Origin of the sequence: Streptomyces sp. GESEQ-35 (assembly GCF_017948485.1) — a bacterium.
In the GTDB taxonomy this organism is placed as follows: Bacteria; Actinomycetota; Actinomycetes; order Streptomycetales; family Streptomycetaceae; genus Streptomyces.
The window spans coordinates 135,049-160,081 of record NZ_JAFFSX010000005.1 but is presented as its reverse complement, the minus strand read 5'-3'; the positions used below and the strand labels follow the sequence as shown (position 1 = coordinate 160,081).

General features: G+C 70.9%; 24 protein-coding genes. 11 read left to right on the top strand and 13 right to left on the bottom strand.

Translation table 11 applies throughout. The features are described 5' to 3' along the window. Positions 1-39: 39 nt before the first annotated feature. The 7 genes from pqqE to KCH87_RS12285 all read right to left on the bottom strand — a co-directional run bounded on the left by pqqE (position 40) and on the right by KCH87_RS12285 (position 6,763). Positions 40-1,152, bottom strand: coding sequence for a pyrroloquinoline quinone biosynthesis protein PqqE (gene pqqE, locus KCH87_RS12315; RefSeq protein WP_210586049.1), 1,113 nt, complete (start codon positions 1,150-1,152; stop codon positions 40-42). Continuing rightward, entirely contained in the window at positions 1,149-1,406 is a 258-nt protein-coding gene (pqqD, locus tag KCH87_RS12310) for a pyrroloquinoline quinone biosynthesis peptide chaperone PqqD (protein ID WP_308298817.1), read from the bottom strand. The genes pqqE and pqqD overlap by 4 nt, the downstream gene beginning before the upstream one ends. An 8-nt stretch (positions 1,407-1,414) precedes the next feature. Then, the gene (gene pqqC / locus KCH87_RS12305) at positions 1,415-2,152 is read right to left on the bottom strand and encodes a pyrroloquinoline-quinone synthase PqqC (protein ID WP_374198996.1); all 738 of its coding nucleotides are present in this window, start codon (positions 2,150-2,152) and stop codon (positions 1,415-1,417) included. 26 nt (positions 2,153-2,178) lie between these two features. After that, positions 2,179-3,078: a pyrroloquinoline quinone biosynthesis protein PqqB gene (gene pqqB / locus KCH87_RS12300; protein WP_210586047.1), complete on the bottom strand. Its 900-nt coding sequence runs from the start codon at positions 3,076-3,078 to the stop codon at positions 2,179-2,181. An 8-nt stretch (positions 3,079-3,086) separates the two neighbouring features. After that, positions 3,087-3,227 carry a pyrroloquinoline quinone precursor peptide PqqA gene (gene pqqA, locus KCH87_RS12295; RefSeq protein WP_210586046.1) on the bottom strand — a complete coding sequence of 47 codons (141 nt, stop codon included), beginning with the start codon at positions 3,225-3,227 and terminating at the stop codon, positions 3,087-3,089. Positions 3,228-3,264: 37 nt separating this feature from the next. Then, positions 3,265-4,398: a sorbosone dehydrogenase family protein gene (locus tag KCH87_RS12290; RefSeq protein ID WP_210586045.1), complete on the bottom strand. Its 1,134-nt coding sequence runs from the start codon at positions 4,396-4,398 to the stop codon at positions 3,265-3,267. A gap of 148 nt (positions 4,399-4,546) precedes the next feature. Next, positions 4,547-6,763 carry a helix-turn-helix transcriptional regulator gene (locus KCH87_RS12285; protein WP_210586044.1) on the bottom strand — a complete coding sequence of 739 codons (2,217 nt, stop codon included), beginning with the start codon at positions 6,761-6,763 and terminating at the stop codon, positions 4,547-4,549. A gap of 114 nt (positions 6,764-6,877) precedes the next feature. Between KCH87_RS12285 and KCH87_RS12280 the strand changes: the two genes are divergently transcribed. Further along, on the top strand, positions 6,878-7,564 hold the full coding sequence (locus KCH87_RS12280; protein WP_210586043.1) for a triacylglycerol lipase: 687 nt from the start codon (positions 6,878-6,880) through the stop codon (positions 7,562-7,564). Positions 7,565-7,669: 105 nt separating this feature from the next. Further along, positions 7,670-8,359 carry a class I SAM-dependent methyltransferase gene (locus KCH87_RS12275; protein ID WP_210586042.1) on the top strand — a complete coding sequence of 230 codons (690 nt, stop codon included), beginning with the start codon at positions 7,670-7,672 and terminating at the stop codon, positions 8,357-8,359. On the opposite strand, the gene KCH87_RS12270 is transcribed toward KCH87_RS12275, so the two are convergent. Both KCH87_RS12270 and KCH87_RS12265 read right to left on the bottom strand, forming a co-directional pair. Next, positions 8,354-8,728 (bottom strand): fic family toxin-antitoxin system, toxin component, encoded by a 375-nt coding sequence (locus tag KCH87_RS12270; protein WP_210586041.1) that lies wholly within the window; start codon positions 8,726-8,728, stop codon positions 8,354-8,356. The genes KCH87_RS12275 and KCH87_RS12270 overlap by 6 nt on opposite strands. 4 nt (positions 8,729-8,732) lie before the next feature. Then, positions 8,733-8,972 (bottom strand): toxin-antitoxin system HicB family antitoxin, encoded by a 240-nt coding sequence (locus KCH87_RS12265; RefSeq protein WP_210586040.1) that lies wholly within the window; start codon positions 8,970-8,972, stop codon positions 8,733-8,735. A 131-nt stretch (positions 8,973-9,103) separates the two neighbouring features. On the opposite strand from KCH87_RS12265, the gene KCH87_RS12260 reads away from it, so the two are divergent. From KCH87_RS12260 to KCH87_RS12250, 3 genes are read left to right on the top strand one after another with little or no spacing between them, the layout of a single operon-like run. Next, on the top strand, positions 9,104-9,931 hold the full coding sequence (locus tag KCH87_RS12260; RefSeq protein ID WP_210586039.1) for an ABC transporter ATP-binding protein: 828 nt from the start codon (positions 9,104-9,106) through the stop codon (positions 9,929-9,931). A gap of 5 nt (positions 9,932-9,936) precedes the next feature. Next, on the top strand, positions 9,937-12,534 hold the full coding sequence (locus KCH87_RS12255) for an ABC transporter permease (RefSeq protein WP_210586038.1): 2,598 nt from the start codon (positions 9,937-9,939) through the stop codon (positions 12,532-12,534). Between the two features lie 55 nt (positions 12,535-12,589). Then, entirely contained in the window at positions 12,590-13,453 is an 864-nt protein-coding gene (locus KCH87_RS12250) for an LLM class F420-dependent oxidoreductase (RefSeq protein ID WP_210586037.1), read from the top strand. Between the two features lie 171 nt (positions 13,454-13,624). Here KCH87_RS12250 and KCH87_RS12245 read toward each other — a convergent pair whose 3' ends face one another. Continuing rightward, the gene (locus KCH87_RS12245) at positions 13,625-15,562 is read right to left on the bottom strand and encodes an FHA domain-containing protein (RefSeq protein ID WP_210586036.1); all 1,938 of its coding nucleotides are present in this window, start codon (positions 15,560-15,562) and stop codon (positions 13,625-13,627) included. A 229-nt stretch (positions 15,563-15,791) separates the two neighbouring features. After that, positions 15,792-17,681: a serine/threonine-protein kinase gene (locus KCH87_RS12240; protein ID WP_210586035.1), complete on the bottom strand. Its 1,890-nt coding sequence runs from the start codon at positions 17,679-17,681 to the stop codon at positions 15,792-15,794. A 283-nt stretch (positions 17,682-17,964) separates the two neighbouring features. Between KCH87_RS12240 and KCH87_RS12235 the strand changes: the two genes are divergently transcribed. The 6 genes from KCH87_RS12235 (at position 17,965) to mug (ending at position 23,832) form a co-directional block, all read left to right on the top strand. After that, complete coding sequence (locus tag KCH87_RS12235; RefSeq protein WP_210586034.1) at positions 17,965-18,390, top strand: GNAT family N-acetyltransferase; 426 nt, start codon at positions 17,965-17,967, stop codon at positions 18,388-18,390. A gap of 154 nt (positions 18,391-18,544) precedes the next feature. Next, on the top strand, positions 18,545-19,879 hold the full coding sequence (locus KCH87_RS12230) for a hemolysin family protein (RefSeq protein WP_210586033.1): 1,335 nt from the start codon (positions 18,545-18,547) through the stop codon (positions 19,877-19,879). Then, positions 19,876-20,889, top strand: coding sequence for a hemolysin family protein (locus KCH87_RS12225; protein WP_210586032.1), 1,014 nt, complete (start codon positions 19,876-19,878; stop codon positions 20,887-20,889). The genes KCH87_RS12230 and KCH87_RS12225 overlap by 4 nt, the downstream gene beginning before the upstream one ends. A gap of 66 nt (positions 20,890-20,955) precedes the next feature. Continuing rightward, complete coding sequence (locus KCH87_RS12220; protein WP_210586031.1) at positions 20,956-21,738, top strand: SGNH/GDSL hydrolase family protein; 783 nt, start codon at positions 20,956-20,958, stop codon at positions 21,736-21,738. A 109-nt stretch (positions 21,739-21,847) separates the two neighbouring features. Continuing rightward, positions 21,848-23,290: an adenylosuccinate lyase gene (gene purB, locus KCH87_RS12215; protein ID WP_210586030.1), complete on the top strand. Its 1,443-nt coding sequence runs from the start codon at positions 21,848-21,850 to the stop codon at positions 23,288-23,290. Further along, a complete protein-coding gene (gene mug / locus KCH87_RS12210) occupies positions 23,287-23,832 on the top strand; it encodes a G/U mismatch-specific DNA glycosylase (protein WP_210586306.1) in 546 nt (181 codons plus the stop codon). Before purB ends, mug begins: the two co-directional genes overlap by 4 nt. 4 nt (positions 23,833-23,836) lie before the next feature. Here mug and KCH87_RS12205 read toward each other — a convergent pair whose 3' ends face one another. Further along, a complete protein-coding gene (locus KCH87_RS12205) occupies positions 23,837-24,250 on the bottom strand; it encodes a hypothetical protein (RefSeq protein WP_210586029.1) in 414 nt (137 codons plus the stop codon). Between the two features lie 57 nt (positions 24,251-24,307). Next, complete coding sequence (locus KCH87_RS12200) at positions 24,308-25,033, bottom strand: ABC transporter permease (protein ID WP_210586028.1); 726 nt, start codon at positions 25,031-25,033, stop codon at positions 24,308-24,310.

Here is a 25,033-nt window from a genome sequence, read left to right as displayed (position 1 = left end):
ACGGACCCGCAGACGACCGACGGCCCATCGCGGCACTTTTCAGGACAGCGTGCCGGTCTTCTCCGGCCGCCCCGGTGCCCGCAGCCTGATCGGCGGTCTCTCGTCCGTGCTGTCGTCGGCCAGCGTCCGGACCAGTGCGTGGTCGGGGGAGAGCCGGCATGCGGGATCCGTGCGGGTGGCGTCCCCGGTGAGTGCGTATGCCTGGCAGCGGCAGCCGCCGAAGTCCTCCTCGCGGCGGGAACAGCTGCGGCAGGGGTCGGCCATCCAGTCGGTCCCGCGGTAGCGGCTGAACACCGGGGAGTGATCCCAGATCCAGGCGATCGAACTGTCACGGATGTTCGGCGGGTCAAGACCCGGCAGCGAGGCCGCGGCCGGACAGGGCAGGACGGTGCCGTCGGGGGTGACCGTGAGGGAGACCGCGCCCCACCCGCCCATGCACGGCTTGGCCACACCGTCGAAGTAGTCGGGGACGACCCAGACCAGGTCGGGGCCGTCAGGTGTGAACTCCGTACGCCGCCGCTCGACGGTATCCCGTGCCCGGGCGAGCTGGTCGCGCGTGGGAAGCAGCGCGGCGCGGTTGAGCAGACCCCAGCCGTAGAACTGCGCGTTGGCCAGTTCGATACGGTCCACGCCCCAGGACACGCCCAGCTCGATGAGGGCGTCGACGGCGTCCAGGTTCTCGCGGTGCAGGACGACGTTGAGCCCCAGGGGGAGGCCGGCGGCCCGTACCAGCGCCGCGGCCTGTTCCTTCTCGGTGAAGGACCGGCGTCCGGCGATTCGGTCGGAGGCGTGCGGGTCGGCGTGCTGGACGGACAGCTGGACGCTGCGCAGCCCGGCGGCGGCGAGCTCGGACAGCCGGGCCCGGTCCAGGCCCACGCCGCTGGTGACCAGCTGGGTGTAGATCCCGGCGGCCTCGGCGGCGGCGACGATCTGCACCAGGTCCCGGCGCAGCAGCGGCTCACCGCCCGAGAGATGAGTGTGGACCACGCCGAACTCGCCCGCCTGACGCATCACGTCCGTCCACTGCTCGGTGGTCAGCTCGCGCGAACGCCGCGTCAGCTCCAGCGGGTTGGAGCAGTACCCGCAGTGGAGCGGGCAGGCATGGGTGAGTTCGGCCAGCAGGGCCCAGGGGCGGGCGGGCGTGGTGGTCATCGCAGCCAGCCCTCATTACGCAGCCGTTCGAGAAAGGCGGGGACGTCGATGGCCACGGGGGCGCCGGGGAAGCGTTGGGCCAGTTCGTCGACGATGTCGCGCACGCTGCGGATGCCGTCGCACAGGCCGACGACCGTTCCGGCCCCGCCCCTCAGCACGACGACGCGTTCGGGAAGTAGCAGCAGGTCCGCATCGCGTGCGCGGTCGTGGCGCAGGACGATGGCGGGCGCCAGCACGGGCCGCCAGTCGGTCACCGGCGCCGTCACACCTGCCCCCGTCGGCCTGCCTGGTCCACGGCGTCGAGCAGTGACCACAGGACGTCGCACTTGAAGCGCAGCGCAGCCACTGCCCGCTCCTGGTCGTCCCGGGTACGGGCCCAGCCGAGCACGAGGTCGAGTGCCTCGCCGCTGTCGCGCCGGCCCTGCGAGACACGGGTACGGAAGTAGGCGAGGCCATCGGGTTCGATCCACGGGTAGTGGCGTTCGAATGCCTCGATGCGGGTGCGCATCAGGTCCGGGGCCGAGAGTTCGGTCAGCGACGCGGCGACGGCTTCGAGGGCCGGACGCAGTCGGCAGAAGTTGACGTATCCGTCGACCGCCAGCCGTACGCCCGGCAGCACACTGCCGGCGCCGAGCAGCGTCTCACGGTCCAGTCCGGCCGCTTCACCGAGCCGCAGCCACCGCTCGATGCCGCCCTCGCCGTCCTGCTGCCCGTCGTGGTCCTGGATGCGGCGCAGCCACGTCCGGCGCAGCGCGGGGGTGTCCAGCTTGGCGGTGATCAGGGCGTCCTTGACGGGGATGTGGCGCTGGTAGTGGAAGCGGTTGACGATCCAGCCGCGGAGCGCGTCCCTGCTGAGATCGCCGCTGTGCATACGGAGGTTGAAGGGATGGGTGTCGTGGTAGCGCTCCTCCCCCACAGCGCGCAGTCGAGCCTCGAACTCCGCGGGGCTCCAGGGCTCCGCGAGCGGGGCGGGTGCCGTCTTCACGGCTGCTGTGTTCACTGCTGCTGTGTTCACCGCTGCGGTGTTCACGGCTCGATCACCATCCCGTCGTACGCCACCTCGATGCCCAGCCGTGCGAGCTGCTTGTGCTGGGGCGCGGCCGGGTCGACGAGGGGGTTGGTGTTGTTGAGGTGCGTGTAGAGGCACCGGGCGGAGAGACCTGCGAGGCGTTCGGCGGTTCCGTCCGGTCCCTCGACGGGCAGATGGCCCATGCCGGTGGCGGTGCGTTCGGAGATGCCCGTGCGGCGGGGCTCCTCGTCGTCCCAGAAGGTGCCGTCCACGATCACGCAGTCGGCCTCGGCGGCTGCCTGCTGGAGGCGGTCCGGCCAGGCGGCCAGGGCCGGGGCGTAGAGCGCGGTCGCGCCGGAGGCGGGGTCGTACAGGCGCAGGGCGACGACCCATGCGTCGTCGTCCGGGGCGTCGGCGGCGTACCGCGGACGCTTGCCCGACACCGGGATGCCGCTGATCTGAAGGCCCGATCTGCCGGGGGCCAGCGGTTCGGCGCCGTGCCGCGGCAGCTCCCGCCAGGTCATTGCGGTGTACGGCGCCAGTACGTCGCCGAGGTGGAGGCGGTCCAGGAGCGCCTCTCGGACCGGGGCCGCGGCGATCACCTCGACGCTGTCGGCCTCGCGCAGGCGGGCGATGCCCAGGGTGTGGTCGAGTTCGGCGTCGGTGAGGACCAGTCCGGCGACGGGTGTCTGGCGGGCGCCGGGCCCAGGGTGGAGTTCGGGCCGGCCTTCGATCTGGTCGCCGATGTCGGGGGTCGCGTTGACGATGTACCAGCGGCCGTCGTCGGTGCGTACGGCGAGGGAGGCGTGGCGGCGGCGTCGACGCGGATCCGCGCGCGCCCCGGAACACCCGGGGCACGCGCAGTTCCACTGTGGGATGCCGCCGCCCGCGGCGGTGCCGAGTACCAGCAGCAGCATGGTGTCGGTCAGCGGGAACTGAGGGAGTAGGCGGTGACTTCGAGTGCGGTGTCGACGACCTGGTAGGCGGGTGCCTGCCAGGTGGCGCCGTCCGACTCCTGCGGGGAGACCGGCTCGACCGGCTTGAGCTGTTCCGTGGCTTCGTTCATGGGTGGTACGTCCTCTCTGACTGATTTCCGGGTGGGGTCACTTGATGGACACGCGGAGGATCTTGTCCTTGCCGTATCCGGCATCAGTGGTGCCGAGCCACAGTTCGTCCTTGCCGGGCACCTTGGCGATGGCACGCAAGCGGCCGAACTGCTGGGAGTAGAAATCGCTCGGCTTGCCGACGAAGTCGCTGTCGCCGTCGATAGCAATGCGCCACAGCCGCTGGCCGCGCAGCGACGACACGTACAGGACGTTGCGTACGACGACGAGTTGGGAGGGCACGCCCCACTCCGGGGCGAAGACGGCCCTCGGGGTGACCATGCCCTTGACATCACAGGCGCCCTCACAGGTGGGCCAGCCGTAGTTGGCGCCCGGCTTGATCAGGTTGAGTTCGTCCCATGTGCTGTCGCCGACTTCGACCGCCCACAGGCGACCGTTGCGGTCCCAGGCCAGGCCCTCCGGATTGCGATGGCCATAGCTGTAGACGCGGCTGCCGAACGGGTTGCCGGGGGCCGCGGCGCCGGTCTTGGTGAGCCGGAGAATCTTGCCGTTGAGCGACTTCTTGTCCTGCGCGAGCTTCGGTGTGTAGGCGTCACCGGTCGAGACGTAGAGGTATCCGTCGGGTCCGAAGGCGATCTGACCGCCGTTGTGATTCCCGATCCGTTTGATTCCGCCGAGCAGCACCTTGTAGTTGCGGAGCGACTTGCCGTCGTAGTCCATCCGGACGACCTCGGTCTTGGTCTTCGTGGTGTGCACGAAGAACACCTGCTTGTCCTTCTTGCCGTTCCAGGTCGGCGAAGGAGTGACACCCAGCAGGCCGCCGGGGCCGTCGTCATAAGGCTCGGGAACTGTCTTCGGTACTTCGCCGACGCGCGTCTTCTTGCCGTCGCGGCCGAGGCGGTAGACCTGGTAGGTGAGCCGCTCGGTCACCAGCGCCGAGCGTCCGTCCGGCATGAACTTGATCTCCCAGGGCGTCTGCCATCCCGTGGAGAACGTGGTGACGTCGGCCGGGGCACTGGCATCGACGTCGTCCATGGCCGCGGAGGGCGTGGACGGTACCGCGGCCGCAGGCGCCGGCTGCGGCAGGCCGGCCGCCAGCAGCGCGGCCGAAGCGGCGAGCGAGAACAGAGCGAACCGGGCCGGGTGCCGTGCCCGGCGGCCTGGATCTGTCATGGCTACACCCTTCGTCGTTCCTCTAGCGAGCCGTTGTGGCGCAGCGTATTCACGCACATACGGAGAGCAGCGTATGGCCCAAGGGTCGCCACGCACCGCAATGACATTCGGACGATGATCAAATGACCGGCCACATGGGTGAGCCGGGTCAGGTGGGGCCGCCATCGCCGAGCAGCCGTACCAGTTCGATGCGGGAGCGGATGCCCAGGCGGGTGAAGACGCCTCGCAGGTGGTGGTCGATCGTGCGTGGGCTGAGGGCTAGGCGGACGGCTATCTCGCGGTTGGTGGCTCCCTCGGCGGCCATTCGGGCGACCACCAACTGCTGGGCGGTGAGACGGCCCGTCGGGTCGTCGGGAGCACCGCGTGCGGGTGGGGCGGGGGTGCCGAGTGCGCGGAGTTCGGCGCGGGCCTGGGCCGCGCAGTGCGGAGCCCCGAAGTGCTCGAACGCCTCAAGGGCGCTGTGCAGCCGGTCCCGTGCCTCCGTACGGTGGCGCAGCCGACGCAGGGCGCTGCCGAACAGCAGCTCCGTGCGGGCTCGTTCGAGGTCCCGGGTGCCGTGTGCGTGCAGGTCGAGGGCGGCGCGGTAGTGCTCCACGGCTTCGGCGCCGGGCGCGAGCAGGGCCCGGCAGCGGGCGCTGAGGGCGAGGTCGTCGGGGCTGCGTACCACGCTCGCCCAGCGGTGGTAGTCGGCGTGGGCCGCCCGGGCGACCCGGGTGTCGCCGGTACGGACGGCGGCCTCGACGTAGTGCGGGGCGGCCAGGTGCCGGATGGCCCGGTGGCCGTGGCCGGGTCCGAACCCGGCGAGGGCGCGCAGACGTGCCGCCGCGGCGGCGAAACGGCCGTGACCGAGGTCGAGGAAGGCAAGCGCCCACTGGGCGAGGGCGGCGGGCAGGCCGAGGCCACGGGCCAGGGCGTACGACCGGACGGTCGCGGCGCGCTCACGGCAGACGTCGGCGTCACCCGTGATCGCCGCGAACATGGCGAGGGCGGCCTGGAGATGGCAGGCTCCGTTGTCCTGGCCGGTGGCGTACGCCTGCCACAGGGCGTCCGCCGCGGCTGCCTCGCCGGCCCGCGGGCGCCCGGTCCAGAAGTCCGCGTACACCTGGAACTCCATGGCCTGCGCCACGGTGACGGTCGCGCCCCGCGCCCGGGCGGAGGCGGCGGCGCGGACGGTGGCGGTCACGGCGAGGGTGTGGTCACCGAGCAGCAGGGCGGCGATCCCGGCGTGGATGAGCAGGGTCGGATCCCCGCCCGGACCACACCGCCCGGCCGCCGCCCGCAGCAGATCCCGGGCGTCCTCGTACCGCCCCTCCACCGCTGCCGCCAGCCCCCCGAGCGTCCCGGGCGCCGCGCACCCCAACCGCCCGGCCATCCGCACCGCTTCCCGGCACCGACGCAGGTCACCGGTGTAGATGGCGGCTTCGGTGGCGCGGGCGAGGAGGTGGGCGAGGGAGTCGGGAGTGCTCAAGGGTGCGGAGACCCGCTCCCCCGCCGTCTGCCGTACCGCCGCCGTCAGCAGGGCGTCGAACGCCTCCGACGCGTTGCCGGTGCGGAGGGCGAGGACGCCGGTCAGGGCGTCGTCGGTGAGGGCCCCGGCCAGGCGGCGGGCGCGGTCGGTGTCGCCCGACTCCCAGGCGCAGGCCGCCGCGTGGGCATGAAGCCGGGACTGCCGGCGCGGGTCGGGGGAGAGTGCGGCGGCGCGTTCGGCGAGGGCGCGGGCGAGGGTGAGCCTGCCTGTGCGGTGAGCGCTCGTCGCGGCCGCGGTCAGCTCCGCGGTGAGGCGGGCGCTCGGGCCCAGCGCGCCCGCCGCCCGGTGCCACGAGCGCCCGGCCGTCTCGCCGTCGCCGCGCAGCACACGCGCCAGGAGGCGGTGGACGTCGCGCCGGTCCGCCGGGGACCCGGTCTCGTATGCGGCGATCCTCGTCCACACGTCCCGGAACACCACGCCGCTCGCCGTGGCGTGGGCGATCCCGGCCACCTCGGCCGCTTCCAGGGGCCGCGTTCGGAGACCGGCGGCGGTGACGGCGCGCACGAAGGCATGCGTGGGGACCGGGTGCTGGTCGGCCGCGGCGAGGAGCAGCAGCAGCCGGGTGTCGTCCGGCAGCGCCAGGATCTGCGCGCGGTGCGCGCGCAGCAACGCGGGGGCCAGTTCGGCGGGTTCGGTCGGCAGTGGGTCGAGGCCGGCGGACTGCCGTGCGGTGAGCCGCGGTACCGCCTCGGCGGCCGCGCGCGGATCGCCGTAGACGGAATGCAGCAGGCGCACACGGACGCCTTCGGGGAGCGTGGGGGCCAGTTGTCGCCACGTGTCCGGGTGCTGATGTGGCGAAGTGCGGTCAAGAGGTGGGGGGTTCACCGGAGTCACCACGCAATTGACGTTACTGGCGGGTTAGTTCAACCGTAAAGACCGGCGATTTCGCCGATGCGGCGCGCGTAGACCCGGCCGACACTCCTGACAACCCCACACGTTTCAGGAGGCATCATGCAGCGCCACAAGCGTCGCATCGCCACGGCCGTTTCGGCCGTGACTTCATCGCTCCTTCTGTCACTCTCCCTGTCCGCGACCCCCGCTCACGCCGCGACCCACGACCCCGTCGTCTTCGTGCACGGCCTCAGCAGTTCGTCGAGCAGCTGGGACGACTGGGCCGGCTACTTCGAGGCCGACGGCTACACCTCCGCCGAGCTGGACGCCTGGTCGTACAGCTGGTCCCAGTCGAACGCCACCACCGCGCAGCAGCTGGCCACCGAGATCCGGAACGTCCTCGCGAGAACCGGCGCCACCAAGGTCGACATCGTCACCCACTCCATGGGCGTGCTCAGCTCCCGCTACTACCTCAAGAACCTCGGCGGAACGGCGTACGTCGACGACTTCGTCTCGGTCGCCGGCACGAACCACGGCACGAGCACCGCGGGCTGGTGCGCCTGGCTGTACACCTCGTGTGCCGAGATGAACACCGGCAGCTCCTTCCTGACCTCGCTCAACTCCGGCGACGAGACCCCGGGCAGCGTGTCGTACGCCAGCTACTGGTCGAACTGCGACGAGGCCCTGAACCCGGACAGCACGGCGCTTCTGAGCGGCGCCACGAACGTCGGGGTCGGGTGCATCTCGCACACCGACACGAACAACGACCACGGCGTGTACGAGCAGGTGCGGGACTTCATCTCCTGACGGAGACCCCCATCTCCTGACCACGACCCGCGAACCGCGGGGGTGCGCGGGGTCCGTAAGTGGGGACAATCGCGGTAGGGCCATCCATCCGCTCAGGAGGTCGCCATGCCGCAACGGTCCGCCACCGGCTCCGGCAAGGTGCCACGGGATTCCGTGCACCACCCGTTGTTCGCCCGGTACTACGCCCGTGTCAGCGTGAGCGCGGAGACGCGTATGGGCATGGGCGGTGTGCGCGACCGGCTGCTGGCCGGGCTTTCCGGGCGGGTGATCGAGATCGGCGCGGGCAACGGCCTGAACTTCGCGCACTATCCGGGCGCGGTCTCGGAGGTCGTGGCGATCGAACCGGAGCGCATGCTGCGGCAGTTGGCGGTGGAGTCCGCCCTGCGCGCCGAGGTGCCCGTGGACGTGGTGCCGGGCGCGGCGGAGGCGCTGCCGGTCAAGGGCGAGGCCTTCGACGCGGTGGTGCTGTCGCTGGTGCTGTGCAGTGTGCGGGACGTGCCGCGCGCTCTCGGTGAGGTGCGGCGGGTGCTGCGGCCAGGCGGTGCCGTGCGCTTCTTCGAACACGGCAGGGGCGGCGGCCGGGCGATGTGCTTCACCCAGCGCGCACTGGACCGCACGGTGTGGCCGCGGCTGAACGGAGGCTGCCATCTGGCCCGGGACCCCATCGCCGCGCTGCGCGCCGCCGGCTTCGAACTCGGCCCCTACCGGCGGGTGATGATGCCGGAGAAGGGGCCGACACTGCCGCCCTCGTACTGCGTGCTGGGCACGGCGTGGCGGCCTACGGTCGACTCATAGGCTCCACTGCCGCAGTTCCTGCGCGATGTCGTGCACTGTGGCCTCGCCGCTCTTCACCAGCCGGGCCAGGTCGCGGACCTGCTCGGGCGAGGTGACGACCTTCAGGCCGCTGGCGACGAGGTAGGCGTACGCGACCGCGGAGGCGAACAGGGCGTTGGAACGCTCCAGCGCGGGCACGTGGAGCAGCAGTTGCAGCAGCGAGGCGGCGCGGGCCTGCGGAGTGTCGTAGACGGGGACGTCGAATATCTCGGCCTCATGGCGTGCGACGGCGGCGACGAGCGCGCCCCAGTCGGTGACCTGGGGGTCTCCGGGAGTGTTCTGTTCGGCGAGCATGAGCAGCCAGGCGAGGTCGATTCTGAGATGGCTCAACGGATCAGCGGCGACCTTCGCGTGTGCCTTCACGGTCCGGGCCGAACTCGTCGGCGAACACGGACTCGTACTGCTTCATGAAGTCGGCGGCGGCCTCCACGAAGGTGTGGCCGACCTCCCCGGTGTCCTGTCTGACCAGCTCTTCGATGTAGCGGTTGACGCTCATGCCGCGGGCCAGGGCACGTTCGCGAGCCGCGCGGGCGGTTCCTTCGTCCACGCGTACGTTCAGCTGGGTCTTCGCCATACGTCAAAGCTAGCGCCGAAACGCTAGCGGCGGCAAGGGCTCATCCCATAGGTGGAGACCGACCGGGACCCAAGGGGGATACCGAGTGTGCGCTGGATCACACTAGGCTCGGCCCCGGCAAGGAAGCCGCGATGTCCGAAATCGAGGAGGCAGCGTTGTCCACATCTGCTGCGGAGCACGTCTCGGCCGACGCGATCGCGGCCCGCGCCCGCGGTCTGACCAAGGCGTACGGTTCGGGCGAGACGACGGTCCTCGCCCTCGACTCGGTGGACGTGGACATCACGCGCGGCCGCTTCACGGCGGTGATGGGGCCCTCCGGCTCCGGAAAGTCCACGCTGATGCACTGCCTCGCGGGGCTCGACACCGTCTCGGCGGGCCAGGTGTGGCTCGGCGACACCGAGATCACGGGGCTGAAGGAGCGGGAGCTGACCCGGCTGCGGCGGGACCGGATCGGGTTCATGTTCCAGTCGTTCAACCTCATCCCGACACTGAACGCGGCCGAGAACATCACGCTGCCCATGGACATCGCGGGCAAGAAGCCCGACGAGAAGTGGCTGGACCAGGTCATCGACACGCTCGGGCTGCGGGACCGGCTGAAGCACCGGCCGTCGCAGCTGTCCGGCGGCCAGCAGCAGCGCGTGGCCTGTGCCCGCGCACTCGCCTCCCGCCCCGAGCTGATCTTCGCCGACGAGCCGACCGGCAACCTCGACTCGCGGGCCGGACTCGAAGTGCTGGGCTTTCTGCGGGACGCGGTCGACGACCTCGGACAGACGGTCGTCATGGTCTCGCACGATCCGGGCGCCGCCGCCCACTCCGACCTGGTGCTGTTCCTCGCAGACGGACGGATCGTGGACGAGATGCGGGAGCCGACGGCGGAGGCGGTGCTGGAGCGCATGAAACGCTTCGACCTGGTCCGCAGCCAGTACGACGACGCCGAGCCCTCAGCCCAGGAGGACTGACCGACGTGCTGAAGGCGACGCTGAGGAGTTTCCTCGCCCACAAGGGGCGGCTGCTGCTGTCCGCGCTGGCCGTGATCCTTTCCGTGGCGTTCGTCGCGGGCAGCCTGATCTTCTCGGACACGGTCAGCCGTACCTTCGACCGGCTGTTCGCCTCGACCGCGGCCGATGTCACCGTCAGCCCCAAGGAGAACCTCGACGAGGCCATCCCCTCGGGACGGACCCTGACCCTGCCGACCACGCTCGTCGACCGCCTCGCCGAGGTCGACGGCGTCGCGGCGGCGCGTCCGGATGTGGACGTGGAGGGCATCACCGTCGCCGACGAGAACAACGAGTCGGTGGGTCCGACCACCGGCGCCCCGACGATCGGCACCGCCTGGAACCCGACCGAGCGCAGCCCCGTCGAGCTGACCTCCGGTCATGCTCCTGAGGGGCCGGACCAGGTCCTGATCGACGCGGACACCGCCGACAGCAAGGACGTGGCGATCGGGGACACGCTCACCGTCATCGCCGCACCCGGCTCGTTCAAGGCCGAGGTGGTCGGTATCGCCACGTTCACCACCACCAACCCCGGTGCCGCGCTGGTCTTCTTCGACACGGAGACCGCGCAGACCAAGCTCCTGGGCGAACCGCAGGTGGCCACGAGCATCTCGCTCGACACGGCCGAGGGTGTCAGCGACACGCAGCTCCAGCTGCGTGTGGCGGACGCGCTCGGCATCGACCCCGACCCCGACGAGGTCACCCCCAACGACCCCTACGACGTGCGCACCGCGGACGAGCAGGCCGAGTCGGACGTCGATCAGCTGGGCGGATTCCTCGACGTCATCAAGTACGTGATGCTCGGCTTCGCCGGCATCGCCGTCCTGGTCGGTGTGTTCCTGATCGTCAACACCTTCTCGATGCTGATCGCGCAGCGCACCCGCGAGTTGGGGCTGCTGCGGGCGCTGGGCGCCGAACGGCGCCAGGTCCGTCGCTCGGTCCTCACCGAGGCGCTGCTGCTCGGCCTGGTCGGCTCCACGCTGGGCCTCGCCACGGGCATCGGGCTCGCCATCGGGCTCATCGAGCTGATGGGCCTGCTCGGCATGAACATCAGGTCCGCCGACATGGTCGTCGGCTGGGCGACACCCGTCTCGGCGTACGTCGTCGGCCTCGGCGTCACCTTCGTGGCGGCCTATCTCCCGGCGCGGCGCGCGGCGGGCGTGTCGCCGATGGCGGCGCTCGCGGACGCCGAGATCGCCGACGTGGGCCGGCCGCTGCGGATGCGCGCGGTGGTGGGCACGGTCGTCGGGGCGCTGGGCGCGGCGGCGCTGGTGGGCTGTGTCACCTCGTCGGAGACGTCGACGGCGGCCTCCCTGCTCGGCCTCGGCGTCGTCCTGACGCTCATCGCGACGGTCATCGCGGGCCCGCTTCTGGTCCGGCCGGTGATCCGCGTCCTGGGCGGGGCATTCCCCGCGCTGTTCGGTTCGATCGGCCGGATGAGCCAGCGCAACGCCCTGCGCAACCCCCGCCGTACCGGGGCCACCGCGGCCGCTCTGATGGTCGGGCTCGCGCTGGTCGGCGGGATGTCGGTGGCAAGCGCCTCGATGACCAAGTCGTTCGACGAGCAGATCGACAAAACCCTCGGCGCCGACTTCGTCGTGCAGAACAGCAACTTCGTGCCCTTCCCTCAGGAGGTCACCGACGCGGTGCGCGACACGGAGGGCGTGGGCCTGGTCGTGCGGACGCGGCTCCCGACGGTCGCGGTCACCCTCCCGGACGGCGACCGCGTCGAGACGGCCGCCGCGGGCTACGACCCGAAGCTCGACGACGTCGCCAACATCACGTACGCGCAGGGGGACTCGGCGGCCGCGCTGGCCGACGGGCGTCTCGCCATGGACCTGGACTTCGCGCGGGACCACGGTGCGCGCGTCGGCAGCACGGTCGGGGTCGAATTCCAGGGCGGACGTACGGCCGACCTGACGGTGGGCGCGCTGACCGACCAGGACGCCGCCGAGGGGTTCGGGGCACAGGGCGGGCTGTACTTCGGCATGGGCACGCTGGAGCGGTACACGTCCGGCGGGCAGGACTCGGCCGTGTACGTGAACGCCTCCCCCGGCACGAGCGCCGACGACCTGCGTGCGAACCTGGAGGACACCCTTGAGCCGTATCCGCAGGTGGACGTCCGGGACATCGCCGACTACAAGGAGCTGATCCACGACCAGATCGCCGTCCTGCTCTATCTCGTGTACGCGCTGCTCGGGCTCGCGATCATCATCGCGGTGCTCGGCGTGGTCAACACCCTTGCCCTGTCGGTCGTCGAGCGGACCCGCGAGATCGGTCTGCTGCGGGCCATCGGGCTCGCGCGGCGCCAACTGCGCCGCATGATCCGGCTGGAGTCGGTGGTGATCGCGGTGTTCGGCGCGGTCCTGGGGCTCGCGCTGGGGCTGGTGTGGGGCGTGTGCATACAGCAGGTTCTGGCGCTTCAGGGCATGCAGGCCTTCGCGATCCCATGGAGCACGCTCATCGCGGTGGTGATCGGCTCGGCGGTCGTGGGCGTGGTGGCGGCGCTGTTGCCGGCGTTGCGTGCGTCCCGCATGAATGTGCTGGCGGCCATCGCACACGAGTGATGGAATCGCGGCACGCACTCAAGTCGCTCAAGTCGCTTTCGGCTGAGGAGAGTTCATGCCGCGCCCGTTCCGCTTCGGCGTCAGTCTGATCACCCCGGCGCCCGCCGCGGAGTGGCGCACCAGATGCCGCCGGGCAGAGGAGCTCGGCTACGACGTGATCCTGGTCCCGGACCACCTCGGCATGGTCGCGCCGTTCCCGGCGCTGGTCGCGGCCGCCGAGGCCACCGAACGGCCCCGGCTGGGCACCTTCGTGCTCAACGCGGGCTTCTGGAATCCGACGTTGCTCGCCCGCGAGGTGGCGACGACGAACGCGTTGACCGGCGGACGCCTGGAACTCGGGCTCGGCACCGGCTACGTACAGGCGGAGCACGACGCGGCCGGGCTGCCGTACGGAACGCCACGCGCGCGTGTGGACCGCCTTCAGCACACGATCGAGGATTTGGATCGGCTGCTCGACCCGGCGGAGCGGGTGCCGTTGATGATCGGCGGCAACGGAGACCGCATGATGCGGCTGACCGCCGAGCACGCGGACATCGCGGCCTTCACAGCCGCACGTGCGGTGCCCGGCACCACGACGGGGCAGCTGCTGCCGATCCCGCCCGCGGAACTCGACGAGCGCGTGTCCCTGTACCGGCGGCTGGCCGAGGGCCGCAAGGAGCCCGCCGAGCTGAATCTGCTCCTCCAGATGGTGACCGTCACGGAGGACCGCGCGGCGGTCGTGCAGCCGTTCGTCGACCGGGTGCCGGACCTGACTCTGGAGCAGGCACTCGACCTGCCCCTCGTCCTGATCGGCACCCTGGAGCAGATCACCGCGCAGGTGCGGGCTCAGCGCGAGCGGTACGGCTTCTCGTATCTGACCGTCCTCGAGCCGTACATGGAGGCGTTCGCGCCGGTCATCGAGGCGTTGCGGGACGAGTAGCCGTGCGGATGCCGCCGGGAAACGCACGTTCCGCGATGCCCAGGGAGACCGGCGGGCCCCATGTGTCCCCGGATGTGTCCCCGGACCGGAAGGGTCCGACTGTGCCGAGCCCCTTCGTCCGGCAGCGGGGAGGGGATGCGAACCATCGACCTCAGGGACGGGGTAACCACCTCACGCCGGGTCGAGCGCCCCCGGCTCCCGCGGTCCTGCCGCCTGGCCGATGATGCGCGGATCGATGGGGCGGCCGACGAAGACCGGGGCGTCCGACTGGTAGAAGATGTCGATGTCGGCCTCCTCGCCGCCGACGATCAGCGTGTCCCAGGCACCGCTCTCCTGGAGGGTCCGCAGGGTCGACGGTGCGACCGTGGACAGGTGGCTGCGCAGTTCCTCGTCGCTGGGCATTCCGGGGAGGCGGGGAGCGAGGCGCTCGCGGATCCCGCGCATCCGGTCCAGCAGGAGGTCCAGATCGGACCGTTCGGTGACGGGTTCGGCGACGACCCCGTCCCCCTCCATGCTGCCGGCGATGATGTCCTTGATGGCGCGGGTCATGCCTCGTTCGTCGGTGGTGACCATGGCGTTCCAGGCCCGGCTCTTGTGCCGGTACTGGAGCATGGACATCGCTGCCTCGTGCCGGATGAAGTCGGCGTCGCGCAACGGACGGCCCTGCCAGACCCGGCTGAGGGAGCGGGAGAGGGAAACAGCGGAGGCGAGGCCGCTGTTGAGGCCGCGCCCGGGCCAGAAGTGGATGGCGTTGGCCGCGTCGCCCAGCAGGAAGCCGTAGGTTCCCGGGCTCGTGGCGGTGGGGCGGTTGAGCTGGGCCGTGAACCGGGGGCGCTGCACCATGTCCAGCCGGAAGGAGGTGATGGCGCTGAGATCGTCCTCGGCGACGCCGAACAGCCTCAGGCCCTCCAGGATCCGCTTCCACAGCGGGGAGCCGCGCAGCAGGGCGGGCAGGAACAGGGTCCCATGGGTCGGGCAGACGAACTCGTTGTCCTCGTGGCGGCTCATCAGACAGGGCCGCGCCGCCACGCACTCCTCGAAGACCTGCCGGACCGGGTCGATGCCGATCACGTTGCCGGCCTCCTCGCGGGTCAGCCTCATGTTGAGGAACCCCTCGCCGCGCAGCGAGTTGAGCAGGAACCGGTTCTGCGCCACGGTCAGCAGGACGCTCATGGGGTCCGAGAGCTGGGACTTGACCCGCAGTCCCAGCACCAGGTCCTGAAGGTGCTCCCCGTCGAGGGAGTAGATCGTGGAGTCGGCCGCGCCGAAACGGTCCCTGAAGTGCTCTCGGGTACGCGACCCGCCGCCCTCGCAGATCACCAGGACGTGTTCCTGGGAGAGCCGGTGCTGCTGCTCCGAGGGGTCGAATCGCTTCGGCACCAGGCGGATCGCGGACTTGGCGTTGGCCAGTTCCAGCAGCTTGTCCTCGATGCGGGCGATCCGGATGTTGCGGGGCGGGCGCCCCTCCACGGAGTCCGGCCCCAGGGGCCACATCTCGGAGAATCCGCCAGTGTCGAACAGCGCCGACTGCATCTCCTCGGTGAGCGCGAGGTACTGACGGCTCTGGGCGGTGACAACCTGCTGGCGCCGGAAGTTGCCGTGGGTCTCGTCCTTCCAGACCACGGTGGAGCCGTTTCTGATCCACCGGCCGTCGTAGACCGTGATGGATGCCTTCCCCGGCAGGGCGTTCTCCAGCAGCAGGGCGAAGGCGAGGCCGACCGGGCCTCCACCGCTCACCGTGACCCGCAGCTGGCCCGGGTTCGCCGAGGCATTGGCACGGGGCAGGTCGAGCTGGGAGAGATCCATGACCGTCTCCACGGCCTCCTGCGTCTCGAACAGGAAGGTCTCGTCGCCGATGCGTATGGAGTCGCCGGGCACGAGCACGTGACGGGTGACGGGCTGGTCGTTGACGAAGGTGCCGTTCTTGCTGCGGTCGTAGAGGACGAACGCGCCGTCCTCCGCCACGATCTCGGTGTGCAGACGGGAGGCGCTGACACTGACGATGACCACGTCGTTGTCGCTCTTGCGTCCGAATCGCAGCGGAGCGCTACCCAGAACCACGCTCTGACCGGCGAAGGGACCCGTGCGTCCCACGATGACCGACGACACAGAAACTCCTTGCGAACGTCACGGGTGCGGACAGAAATACCGCACCCTGCGGCTGATCCGCTACAAGGGTGGGAGTCGTACGTCACTCCCACCGAACTCCGGTCCAGTGGAGCCCACTTGACCGGTGATGTCCGAGTCGGCCGGAATCGGTCCGACTCGTGCTCGTTGAAGTATGGCCGATGCGCGGGGATGACTCGGCTGCTCGGCGTCGGCCTTGACGCCCGGTCGACTAGCCGCCGGTCGTCGAGGCGCATGTCACCGAGAACGGCACCGAGTTGGACACCGCCTCGAACGGTGAGCGGATCTCCACGGCCATCTCGCTGCGGAGAGTGCCGGACTGGGCATACGTCGACAGCCGCACCGTCTCCTTGTGGGTGAGGGGGCCGCCGTCCGGGAACGACAGCGTCCGCCACTGCCGGTCGATCACGGACCCGTTCGTCGAGACCCACCGGTACGAGAACTGGAAGGGCAGCTCGGACACCGTGAAGGTCGCCGTGAACCAGGGAGCCTGCGAGTCCGCCGGGGGACAGTCTCCGACGTACGTGGTCGCACCCCCGGTCACGCTGACCGAGACGGGCTGCTCACCGGTGTCCGACCCGCTGCTCGCCTGACCGGAGGCGGCGTCCTGCGCCTGCCCCGTGGGCGAGTCGGCGCCCTTGCCGCCCTCGTCGTCGTCGCCGCCGAGCGCGTAGCTCAGGCCGCCCACGAGCAGCGCGACCACGACGACTCCGGCCGCGATCAGGTACCCGATGCGCCGGCTCCGCCGCATGGGGCCGGGACCGGACGCGTCGGCGTCCTCGGGCTCGATCGCCGTCGGCGGGGTGGGCTCCGCGGAAGCGGGCATGGGCGTGGGTACGGCCGTGGGTACGGGCGCTGATACCGGGCTCGCCGATGCGGTGGGTGACTTGGCGTTGCCCAGAGCCGAGGCGGCCTCTGGCGTGGGACTTGGCGCGGCGGGACGTGTTGAGGCGGGGGCCGCGGGGCCGGCGGCGAATGACGAGCGGGGGTCGAGGGCGGGTGCCTTGGCGGTGGTCGTGGATACGTCCGTCGTGGCCGTGGATACGTCGGTTGCGGCCGTCGTCCCCGCTTCCGGTGTGGCGAGGTCGGCGGCGGTGTTCGCCTGCGCCGCGGCCGTCGGTGCGGCCGGCGCCACGGCCGTGGCCGTCGGTGCGGTCTCCCCTAGCGGGGACTCTGCGGTCGGCCGCTCCTCGGTCGCGTCGGTCGCCACTGCGGACAGTGGGGCGGACGGTGTGGCCACGCCGGCTCCGGAAGTGCCGTCAGCACCAGCCAGGCGCAGCTCCTGCTCGGCCTCGTCGGCCGACATCCGATCGTCGGGGTCCTTGCGCATCAGGCCTTCGATGACGGACAGGAGAGGTCCGGCCCGATGCGGCGGGGGCAACTCGTCGTCGACGATGGCGCGCAGAGTGCTCAGCGGGCTGGTCCGACGGAAGGGCGAACGGCCCTGGACGGCCGTGTAGAGCAACGCTCCGAGAGACCACAGGTCCGACGCGGGGCCGGGGTTCCGGCCCAGTGCCCGCTCCGGCGCCAGATACTCGGGAGAGCCGACGAGTTCGCCGGTCATCGTCAGCGCGGAGTCCCCCTCCACGGTGGCGATGCCGAAGTCGGTGAGCACCACCCTGCCGTCGTCTGCGAGCAGGACGTTGGCGGGTTTCACATCGCGGTGCAGCACTCCGGCGCCATGCGCGGCGCGCAGCGCGGCCAGCACCTCGGCACCTATGCGCGCGGCCTCACGCGGCGTGAGGGCACCCTGGGAGCCGATCACGTCGGCCAGCGACCCGCCGCGGACGAACTCCATGACGACCCAGGGGCGGCCGTCGTCGGTGGCGACGTCGTGGACGGTCACCACACCGCGAGCACTGATGCGCGCCGCCGCCCAGGCCTCCCGCTCCAAGCGGGTGTACATCCGCTCGACCTGCGCCGCGGCCAGTCCGACGGGAGCGCGTACCTCCTTGACGGCGACCTCGCGGTGCAGTGCCTCGTCGCGGGCGCGCCACACGGTGCCCATGCCGCCCTCGCCGAGAACGGACAGCAGGCGGTAGCGACCGGCGACCAGCCGTTCGGCACCCGCGTCCGGCGACGCCGTGTTCTGTTGTGGCATGAGAGCCGTACTCCCTGTCCTTCTGTCCTTGGCGAACGGCCGAGGAGCAGCGACGCCCCCGTCCGATCCATGGCCTGCCGTGGCGGGGTCTCTTCGGTTCGGCAACGGCCGGACGTCCACCACGCCACTGACCGCGAAGGACACAGCCCCTGGACAGTATGGTCAGACCCCTGAGGTTCGTGAAGTGCGGACCTGGGTACGGGGGCTCGCCACCATGCTCGCGCCGGACGTGGCCACGGAAAACGTTCGCCAGACAGGCGAGCACTCTGCTTGGCTCGCTCCCATGAGCGACCTCCACATCCGCTGCGCCACACACTCGGACATCGACACCGTGCTGCGGTTCTGGCGCGACGCCGCAGAAGGAACCAGCATCAGCGACGACCACGACGGAGTGGCCCGACTCATCACACGAGACCCCGAAGCCCTGCTCCTCGCCGAGCGCGACGACTTCCTCACCGGAACCGTCATAGCCGGCTTCGACGGATGGCGATGCTCCGCCTACCGACTCGCGGTACACCCCGACCACCGCCGACAGGGCATCGCCACCGCCCTCCTGGAAGCAGCCGAACAACGCTTCGCCGCCCTCGGCGGGCGACGCGTGGACGCCATGGTCCTGGAAGCCAACGAACAGGCCCACCGCACCTGGGCAGCAGCCGGCTACCACCGTGAGAACCACTGGCGGCGCTGGGTCAAGCCCTTCGGGAGGTAGGAGGCGCTGGACATCTTTGCTGACCCTTTACCCTTGGAGGGCCACTTCGGTTCTCCAAGGAAAGGTGTGAGCGTCCGCCCATGGGCGAGCCTCCCAGTAGACGACATCGCGCGATCCTCCCGGCCCTGCCCGATCATGGGACGGAGGTGACCCGATGACCGAAGTGCTCCTCCTTCTGGTGGCGATCCTGCTGGCCCTCGCCTGCGGTGCCTTCGTCGCGGCGGAGTTCTCCCTCACCACGGTCGAGCGCGGCGACCTCGAACGGGCAGCGGAGCGCGGCGAGCGGGGCGCCTCAGGGGCGTTGAAGGCCGTACGGAGCCTGACCTTCCAGCTCTCCGGGGCGCAGCTCGGCATCACGGTCACCAATCTGGTCGTCGGCATGCTCGCCGAGCCGTCGATCGCCGCGCTGATCGCGGGCCCGCTCGAGTCGATGGGCATCTCACGCTCCACGGCCTCGTCGATCGCTCTGGTGCTGGGTACGGCCCTCTCGACCGTGGTCCTGATGGTCGTCGGCGAACTGGTCCCGAAGAACTGGGCGATCTCGTCGCCGCTGGCCGTGGCCAAGCGGGTCGGCAACGCACAGCGCTTGTTCAGCGCCGCCTTCCGGCCCTTCATCGGCCACCTCAACAACACGGCGAACCGGATCGTGCGGCTCTTCGGTGTGGAGCCGGCCGAGGAGCTGGCTTCCGCGCGCGGACCGCAGGAGCTGGCGGCGCTCGCCCGGCACTCCGCTCGGGAGGGCGCGCTGGAGGCGGACACGGCCGAGCTGTTCGTCCGGACCCTGAACCTCGCCGACCTGACCGCGGAGAACGTGATGACGCCCCGCGTACAGGTCTTCGCCCTCGACGTCCAGGCGACCTGTGAGGACGTGGCGAACGCGACCCGGGCCACGGGCCTGTCCCGGTTCCCGGTCTTCCGCGGCAACCTCGACTCGGTCGTGGGCACCGCGCACATCAAGGACGTGCTGGCGGTGCCCGCGGAGCGCCGGGCGCGCGTGCGGGTCGCGGACCTCATGCGCGAGCCCCTGCTCGTCCCCGAGTCGCTGACCGTCGACCGGCTGCTGGACCGGCTCTCCGGCAAGCGCACGATGGCCGTCGTCATCGACGAGTACGGCGGTACGGCGGGCGTGGCCACGCTGGAGGACATCGTCGAGGAGGTCGTCGGCGAGGTGCGGGACGAGCACGACCCGCACGAGACGCCGGACCTCGCCGCCGCGGGCAGTGACGACGACGGCCGTGCGCTGTTCTCGGCGGACGGCGCCGCCCGCACGGACCAGCTGGCGCGCGTCGGACTGAGGGTGCCCGAGGGGCCGTACGAGACGCTGGCCGGTCTCGTCGCCCATGAGCTCGGCCGGATCCCCGCCGTCGGCGACTGTGTCGAGGTCGTGGGCTGGCGACTGGACGTGGTCGACGCGTCGGGCCGCAGGGCCGCGCGCCTGCTGCTGCACGCTCCGCTGATCGACTCGAGCAAGGGGGAGGTCGAGCGATGACCGCCGTACAGTTGCTGATCGGTTTCGCGACCCTGGTCGTCAACGCCTTCTTCGTGGGCGCCGAGTTCGCGCTGATCTCCGTACGCCGCAGCCAGATCGAGCCGCACGCCGAGCGAGGCGACCGACGGGCGAAGAGCGTGCTGTGGGCGCTGGAGCACGTCTCCGCGCTGATGGCCGCGGCACAGCTCGGCATCACCCTGTGCACGCTGGTCCTGGGTATCGTCGCGGAACCGGCGATCGCCCATCTGCTGGAGCCGGTGTTCCACGCGATCGGTGTGCCGACCGGTGCGGGGCACGCGGTGTCCTTCGTGATCGCGCTCGCCCTGGCGACGTATCTGCACATGCTTCTCGGCGAGATGGTGCCGAAGAACATCGCGCTGGCCGAGCCGGTGCGCAGTGCGCTGGTGCTCGGCCCGCCGCTGGTCGCCCTGTCGCGGACGCTGCGCCCGGTGATCTTCACGATCAACGCCTTCGCGAACGCCCTGCTGAAGCTGCTGCGCGTGGAGACCAAGGACGAGGTGGCCGCGACGTTCTCGGACGCCGAGCTGGCCCGGATCGTCCGGGATTCCGGAGAGGCCGGCCTCATCGACGAGCGGGCGCGGGAACGGCTGCACGACGCGCTGGAACTGGGCCGACGGCCCGTGCACGATGTCGTGCTTCCGCTGGAGAGCGTCGTCTACGCGCGCGTGGGCGTCACTCCGGAGCAGCTGGAGGGGCTGTCCACCGAGTCCGGGTTCTCACGCTTCCCCGTGGTGGACGAGGGCCGGCGCATCGTCGGGTATCTGCATGTGAAGGACGCGCTGGACAAGCTGCCGCGGGACCTGCCGTTCGAGGTGCGGGAGATGCGGCCCATCGCGCGCGTGCGGGCCGGCACACCGCTGGACGACGTGCTCACGGCGATGCGGCGCAGTCGTACGCATCTCGCTGCCGTGCTGGGCGAGGACGGACGGCTGGCCGGGCTGGTGACGATGGAGGACGTGCTGCGGGAGTTGTTCGGGCAGCGGACCTGACCGGCCCAGAGGGGAGACAGGCCGACGTACCGACGGGTATGGACGCGGGTTACCATCTGTGTCGCCATGCAGAAGAACCCCACATTCACCAGTTTGGTCGCGGTCGGCGACTCCTTCACCGAGGGCATGTCGGACCTGCTGCCGGACGGCTCCTACCGCGGCTGGGCCGACCTTCTCGCCGGGAGGATGTCCGCCCACACACCCGGATTCCGCTACGCCAACCTCGCCGTGCGCGGCAAGCTGATCGCGCAGATCGTCGAGGAGCAGGTGGCCGTGGCCGCCGCCATGCAGCCCGATGTGATCACGCTGGTGGGCGGGCTCAACGACACGCTCCGCCCCAAGTGCGACATGGGGCGGGTGCGCGCTCTGCTGACCGAGGCCGTGGAACGGCTGGCCCCCGCCTGCAAGCAGCTGGTGCTGATGCGCAGCCCGGGCCGTCAGGGTCCGGTGCTGGAACGGTTCCGGCCCCGCATGGAGGAGCTGTTCGTCTGCGTCGACGACCTCGCCGCGCGGCACGACGCGGTGGTCGTCGACCTGTACGGGGCGCCCTCGCTGAGCGACCCGCGCCAGTGGGACGTGGACCGGCTGCACCTCACCGCCGAGGGGCACCGCCGCGTCGCGGAGGCGGTGTGGCAGACGCTCGGCTACGAGCCGGAGGACACCGAGTGGCGCATGCCACTGCCGGCCACCGTGCCGCCGGCGTGGGTCGCGCGCCGGGTCGAGGACGTGCGGTTCGCCCGGCAGTACCTGCTGCCCTGGATCGGCCGCCGCCTGACCGGACGCTCGTCCGGCGACGGCATGCCCGCGAAGCGCCCCGACCTGCTGCCGTACGAGGGTCCGGCGGCGTAGCGCCTGGTACCGAGGCGCCAATCTTGGTGCCTAGGGCGACGCTTTCGTAGGTTCCGCCAAACCGGCCGGTGGCGCTGGCCTGCACAGACCGCCAGTAGAATCCGTTTACGTGACTTCAGCGCCCGCCAAGCCCCGCATCCCGAACGTCCTCGCCGGACGCTACGCCTCCAACGAGCTCGCCACGCTCTGGTCCCCCGAGCAGAAGGTGAAGCTGGAGCGTCAGCTCTGGCTCGCCGTGCTGCGGGCCCAGAAGGACCTCGGGATCGAGGTACCGGACGCGGCGATCTCCGACTACGAGCGTGTCCTCGACCAGGTCGACCTGGCTTCCATCGCCGAACGCGAGAAGGTCACGCGGCACGATGTGAAGGCGCGGATCGAGGAGTTCAACGACCTCGCCGGGCACGAGCACGTGCACAAGGGCATGACCTCCCGCGACCTCACCGAGAACGTCGAGCAGCTCCAGATCCGGCTCTCCCTGGAGCTGATGCGCGACCGTACGGTGGCCGTGCTGGCACGCCTCGGCAAGCTCGCCGGCGAGTACGGCGAGCTGGTCATGGCCGGCCGCTCGCACAACGTGGCCGCGCAGGCCACCACCCTCGGCAAGCGGTTCGCGACCGCCGCGGACGAGCTGCTCGTGGCGTACGGCCGGGTCGAGGAGCTGCTCGGGCGCTATCCGCTGCGCGGCATCAAGGGCCCGGTCGGTACGGCGCAGGACATGCTGGACCTGCTGGGCGGGGACGCCGCGAAGCTCGCCGACCTGGAGGGGCGGATCGCCCGGCACCTGGGCTTCTCGGAGGCGTTCACGTCGGTCGGCCAGGTCTACCCGCGCTCCCTGGACTACGAGGTCGTGACCGCGCTGGTGCAGCTGGCGGCGGCGCCGTCGTCGCTGGCGAAGACGATCCGGCTGATGGCCGGGCACGAGCTGGTGACCGAGGGCTTCAAGCCGGGCCAGGTCGGCTCGTCCGCGATGCCGCACAAGATGAACACCCGCTCCTGCGAGCGCGTCAACGGCCTGATGGTCATCCTGCGCGGCTACGCCTCGATGACCGGCGAGCTGGCGGGCGACCAGTGGAACGAGGGCGACGTGTCCTGCTCGGTGGTGCGCCGGGTCGCGCTGCCGGACGCGTTCTTCGCCCTGGACGGTCTGCTGGAGACGTTCCTTACCGTGCTGGACGAGTTCGGCGCTTTCCCGGCCGTGGTGGCCCGTGAGCTGGACCGCTATCTGCCGTTCCTCGCCACCACGAAGGTGCTGATGGGCGCGGTGCGGGCGGGCGTGGGCCGTGAGGTCGCGCACGAGGCGATCAAGGAGAACGCCGTCGCCTCCGCGCTGGCGATGCGTGAGCAGGGCGCCGAGCGCAACGAGCTCCTCGACAAGCTCGCCGCGGACGAGCGCATTCCGCTGAGCCGTGCCCAGCTCGACGAGCTGATGGCGGACAAGCTGTCCTTCACCGGCGCCGCGGCCGCCCAGGTCACCGCCGTCGTCGGCCGCATCGAGGAGATCGTGAAGCAGCACCCTGAGGCCGCGGGCTACACCCCGGGAGCGATCCTCTGACGCGCTTCACCGCCGAGGAGTTGGAGGCGGCCCGCGACCGTCTCGTACCGGACGTGATCGCGGACGGCCTCCGCGTGCTGTTCTGCGGCATCAACCCAGGTCTGATGACGGCGGCGACGGGCCATCACTTCGCCCGTCCCGGCAACCGCTTCTGGCCGGTGCTGCACCTGTCCGGGTTCACGCCGCGGCTGATGAAGCCGTCGGAACAGCGGGAGTTGCCGTCGTACGGCCTCGGCATCACGAACGTCGTGGCGCGTGCGACGGCCAGGGCCGACGAGCTGAGCGCAGAGGAGTACCGCGAGGGCGGGCGGCTGCTGGCGGCGAAGGTGACGGAGGTGCGGCCGCGCTGGCTGGCCGTGGTGGGTGTGACGGCGTACCGGGCGGCCTTCGACGACCGCAAGGCCCGGGTGGGGCCTCAGGAGCGGACGATCGGCGACACGCGCGTGTGGGTGCTGCCGAATCCGAGCGGGCTGAACGCGCACTGGACGGCGGCGACGATGGCGGAGGAGTTCGGGCGGTTGCGGGTCGCGGCCGACGCCTGAGGGGTCACAGTGGGTTCAAGTCCGTGACGACGACGAATGGGTGAGGCCGGTTCTCGTCTTCCCGGTCGGCGACCGCCACGGTGACCGAACGACCGGTGCCGTTCGCCTCCCAGGTGTGCATGTCGGTTGCCTGGGCGTTGAGCGTCGCCCAAGGCTCGGCCAAGTGCTCACCTCGTGCGAGGCGTTCGCCGAGCGTCACGGTTCCCCACCGCAACGGCGCTCCCCACCGCTCGGTCAGACGCTCGCCGATCCCGGTCTCGTAGGCGTAGCAGTCTTCCGCGCCCGGCCAGTCATCGGGCCCTAACCTGGCTATGTGATAGCCGGGTCCGCCCCTGCCGACGTCCGTATCGCCGTGCTCCGCGGGGAAGTCCAGGGTGCACAGCAGGTCGATCAGGTCGAGGTCCTTGGCGATGTCCATGTGATCCAGTATTCCCGCCGCCACTGACAATTGGCGTGGCGTCAGACGACTGGCGGGTCAGGCGTCCCGGCGTCGCACACTCCACGCTCCCGCGCCCACCGCGGCGGCCGTCCACAGCGCGGTCACCGCGAGGCCCGTCCACGGACCCGGCGTTCCGTCATGCGTCTCGTACAAGACCACCTGCCCGGCCCTGTCGGGCAGGAAGTCGGTGAGTCCGCCGGCCGCGTCGCCGATCACGAAGGAGACGACGAGGAGGAACGGGATCAGCAGGGACAGGGCGCCCACTCCGCTGCGCAGCAGGGCCGTGAGCCCGGCCGCGAGCAGCGCCATGAGCATGAGGTAGATCGCGGCGCCCACGACGCCCCGCACCTGCTCGCCCGCCGTCGGCCCGCTCGCCGCGGCGCCGAGTCCCGCCCGTGCGACGACCAGGGCGGCGAACGCGGTGACCAGCCCCACCACGAGGGTCGGTACGGCGATCACTGCCAGCTTGCCCGCGAACCACCGCCCGCGCCGGGGCACCGCCGCCAGCGAGAGCCGGAGTCCACCCCCGTGGAACTCCGACGACACCGCCATCGCCCCGAAGGAGATGGCGGCGATCTGACCGGGCGCGACACCGGACAGCGCCATGAACAGCGGATCGAACTCCGGGTCGGACGTCTCGGATACGCCGGCGATCGCAGAGAACAGGGTGGTCGCCGCGAAAAGAGCCAGGAGCGCCCCGAGGAGCGAGCGGAGCGTACGGATCTTCAGCCACTCGGAGTGGAGTACGGGTGCGAACGACAT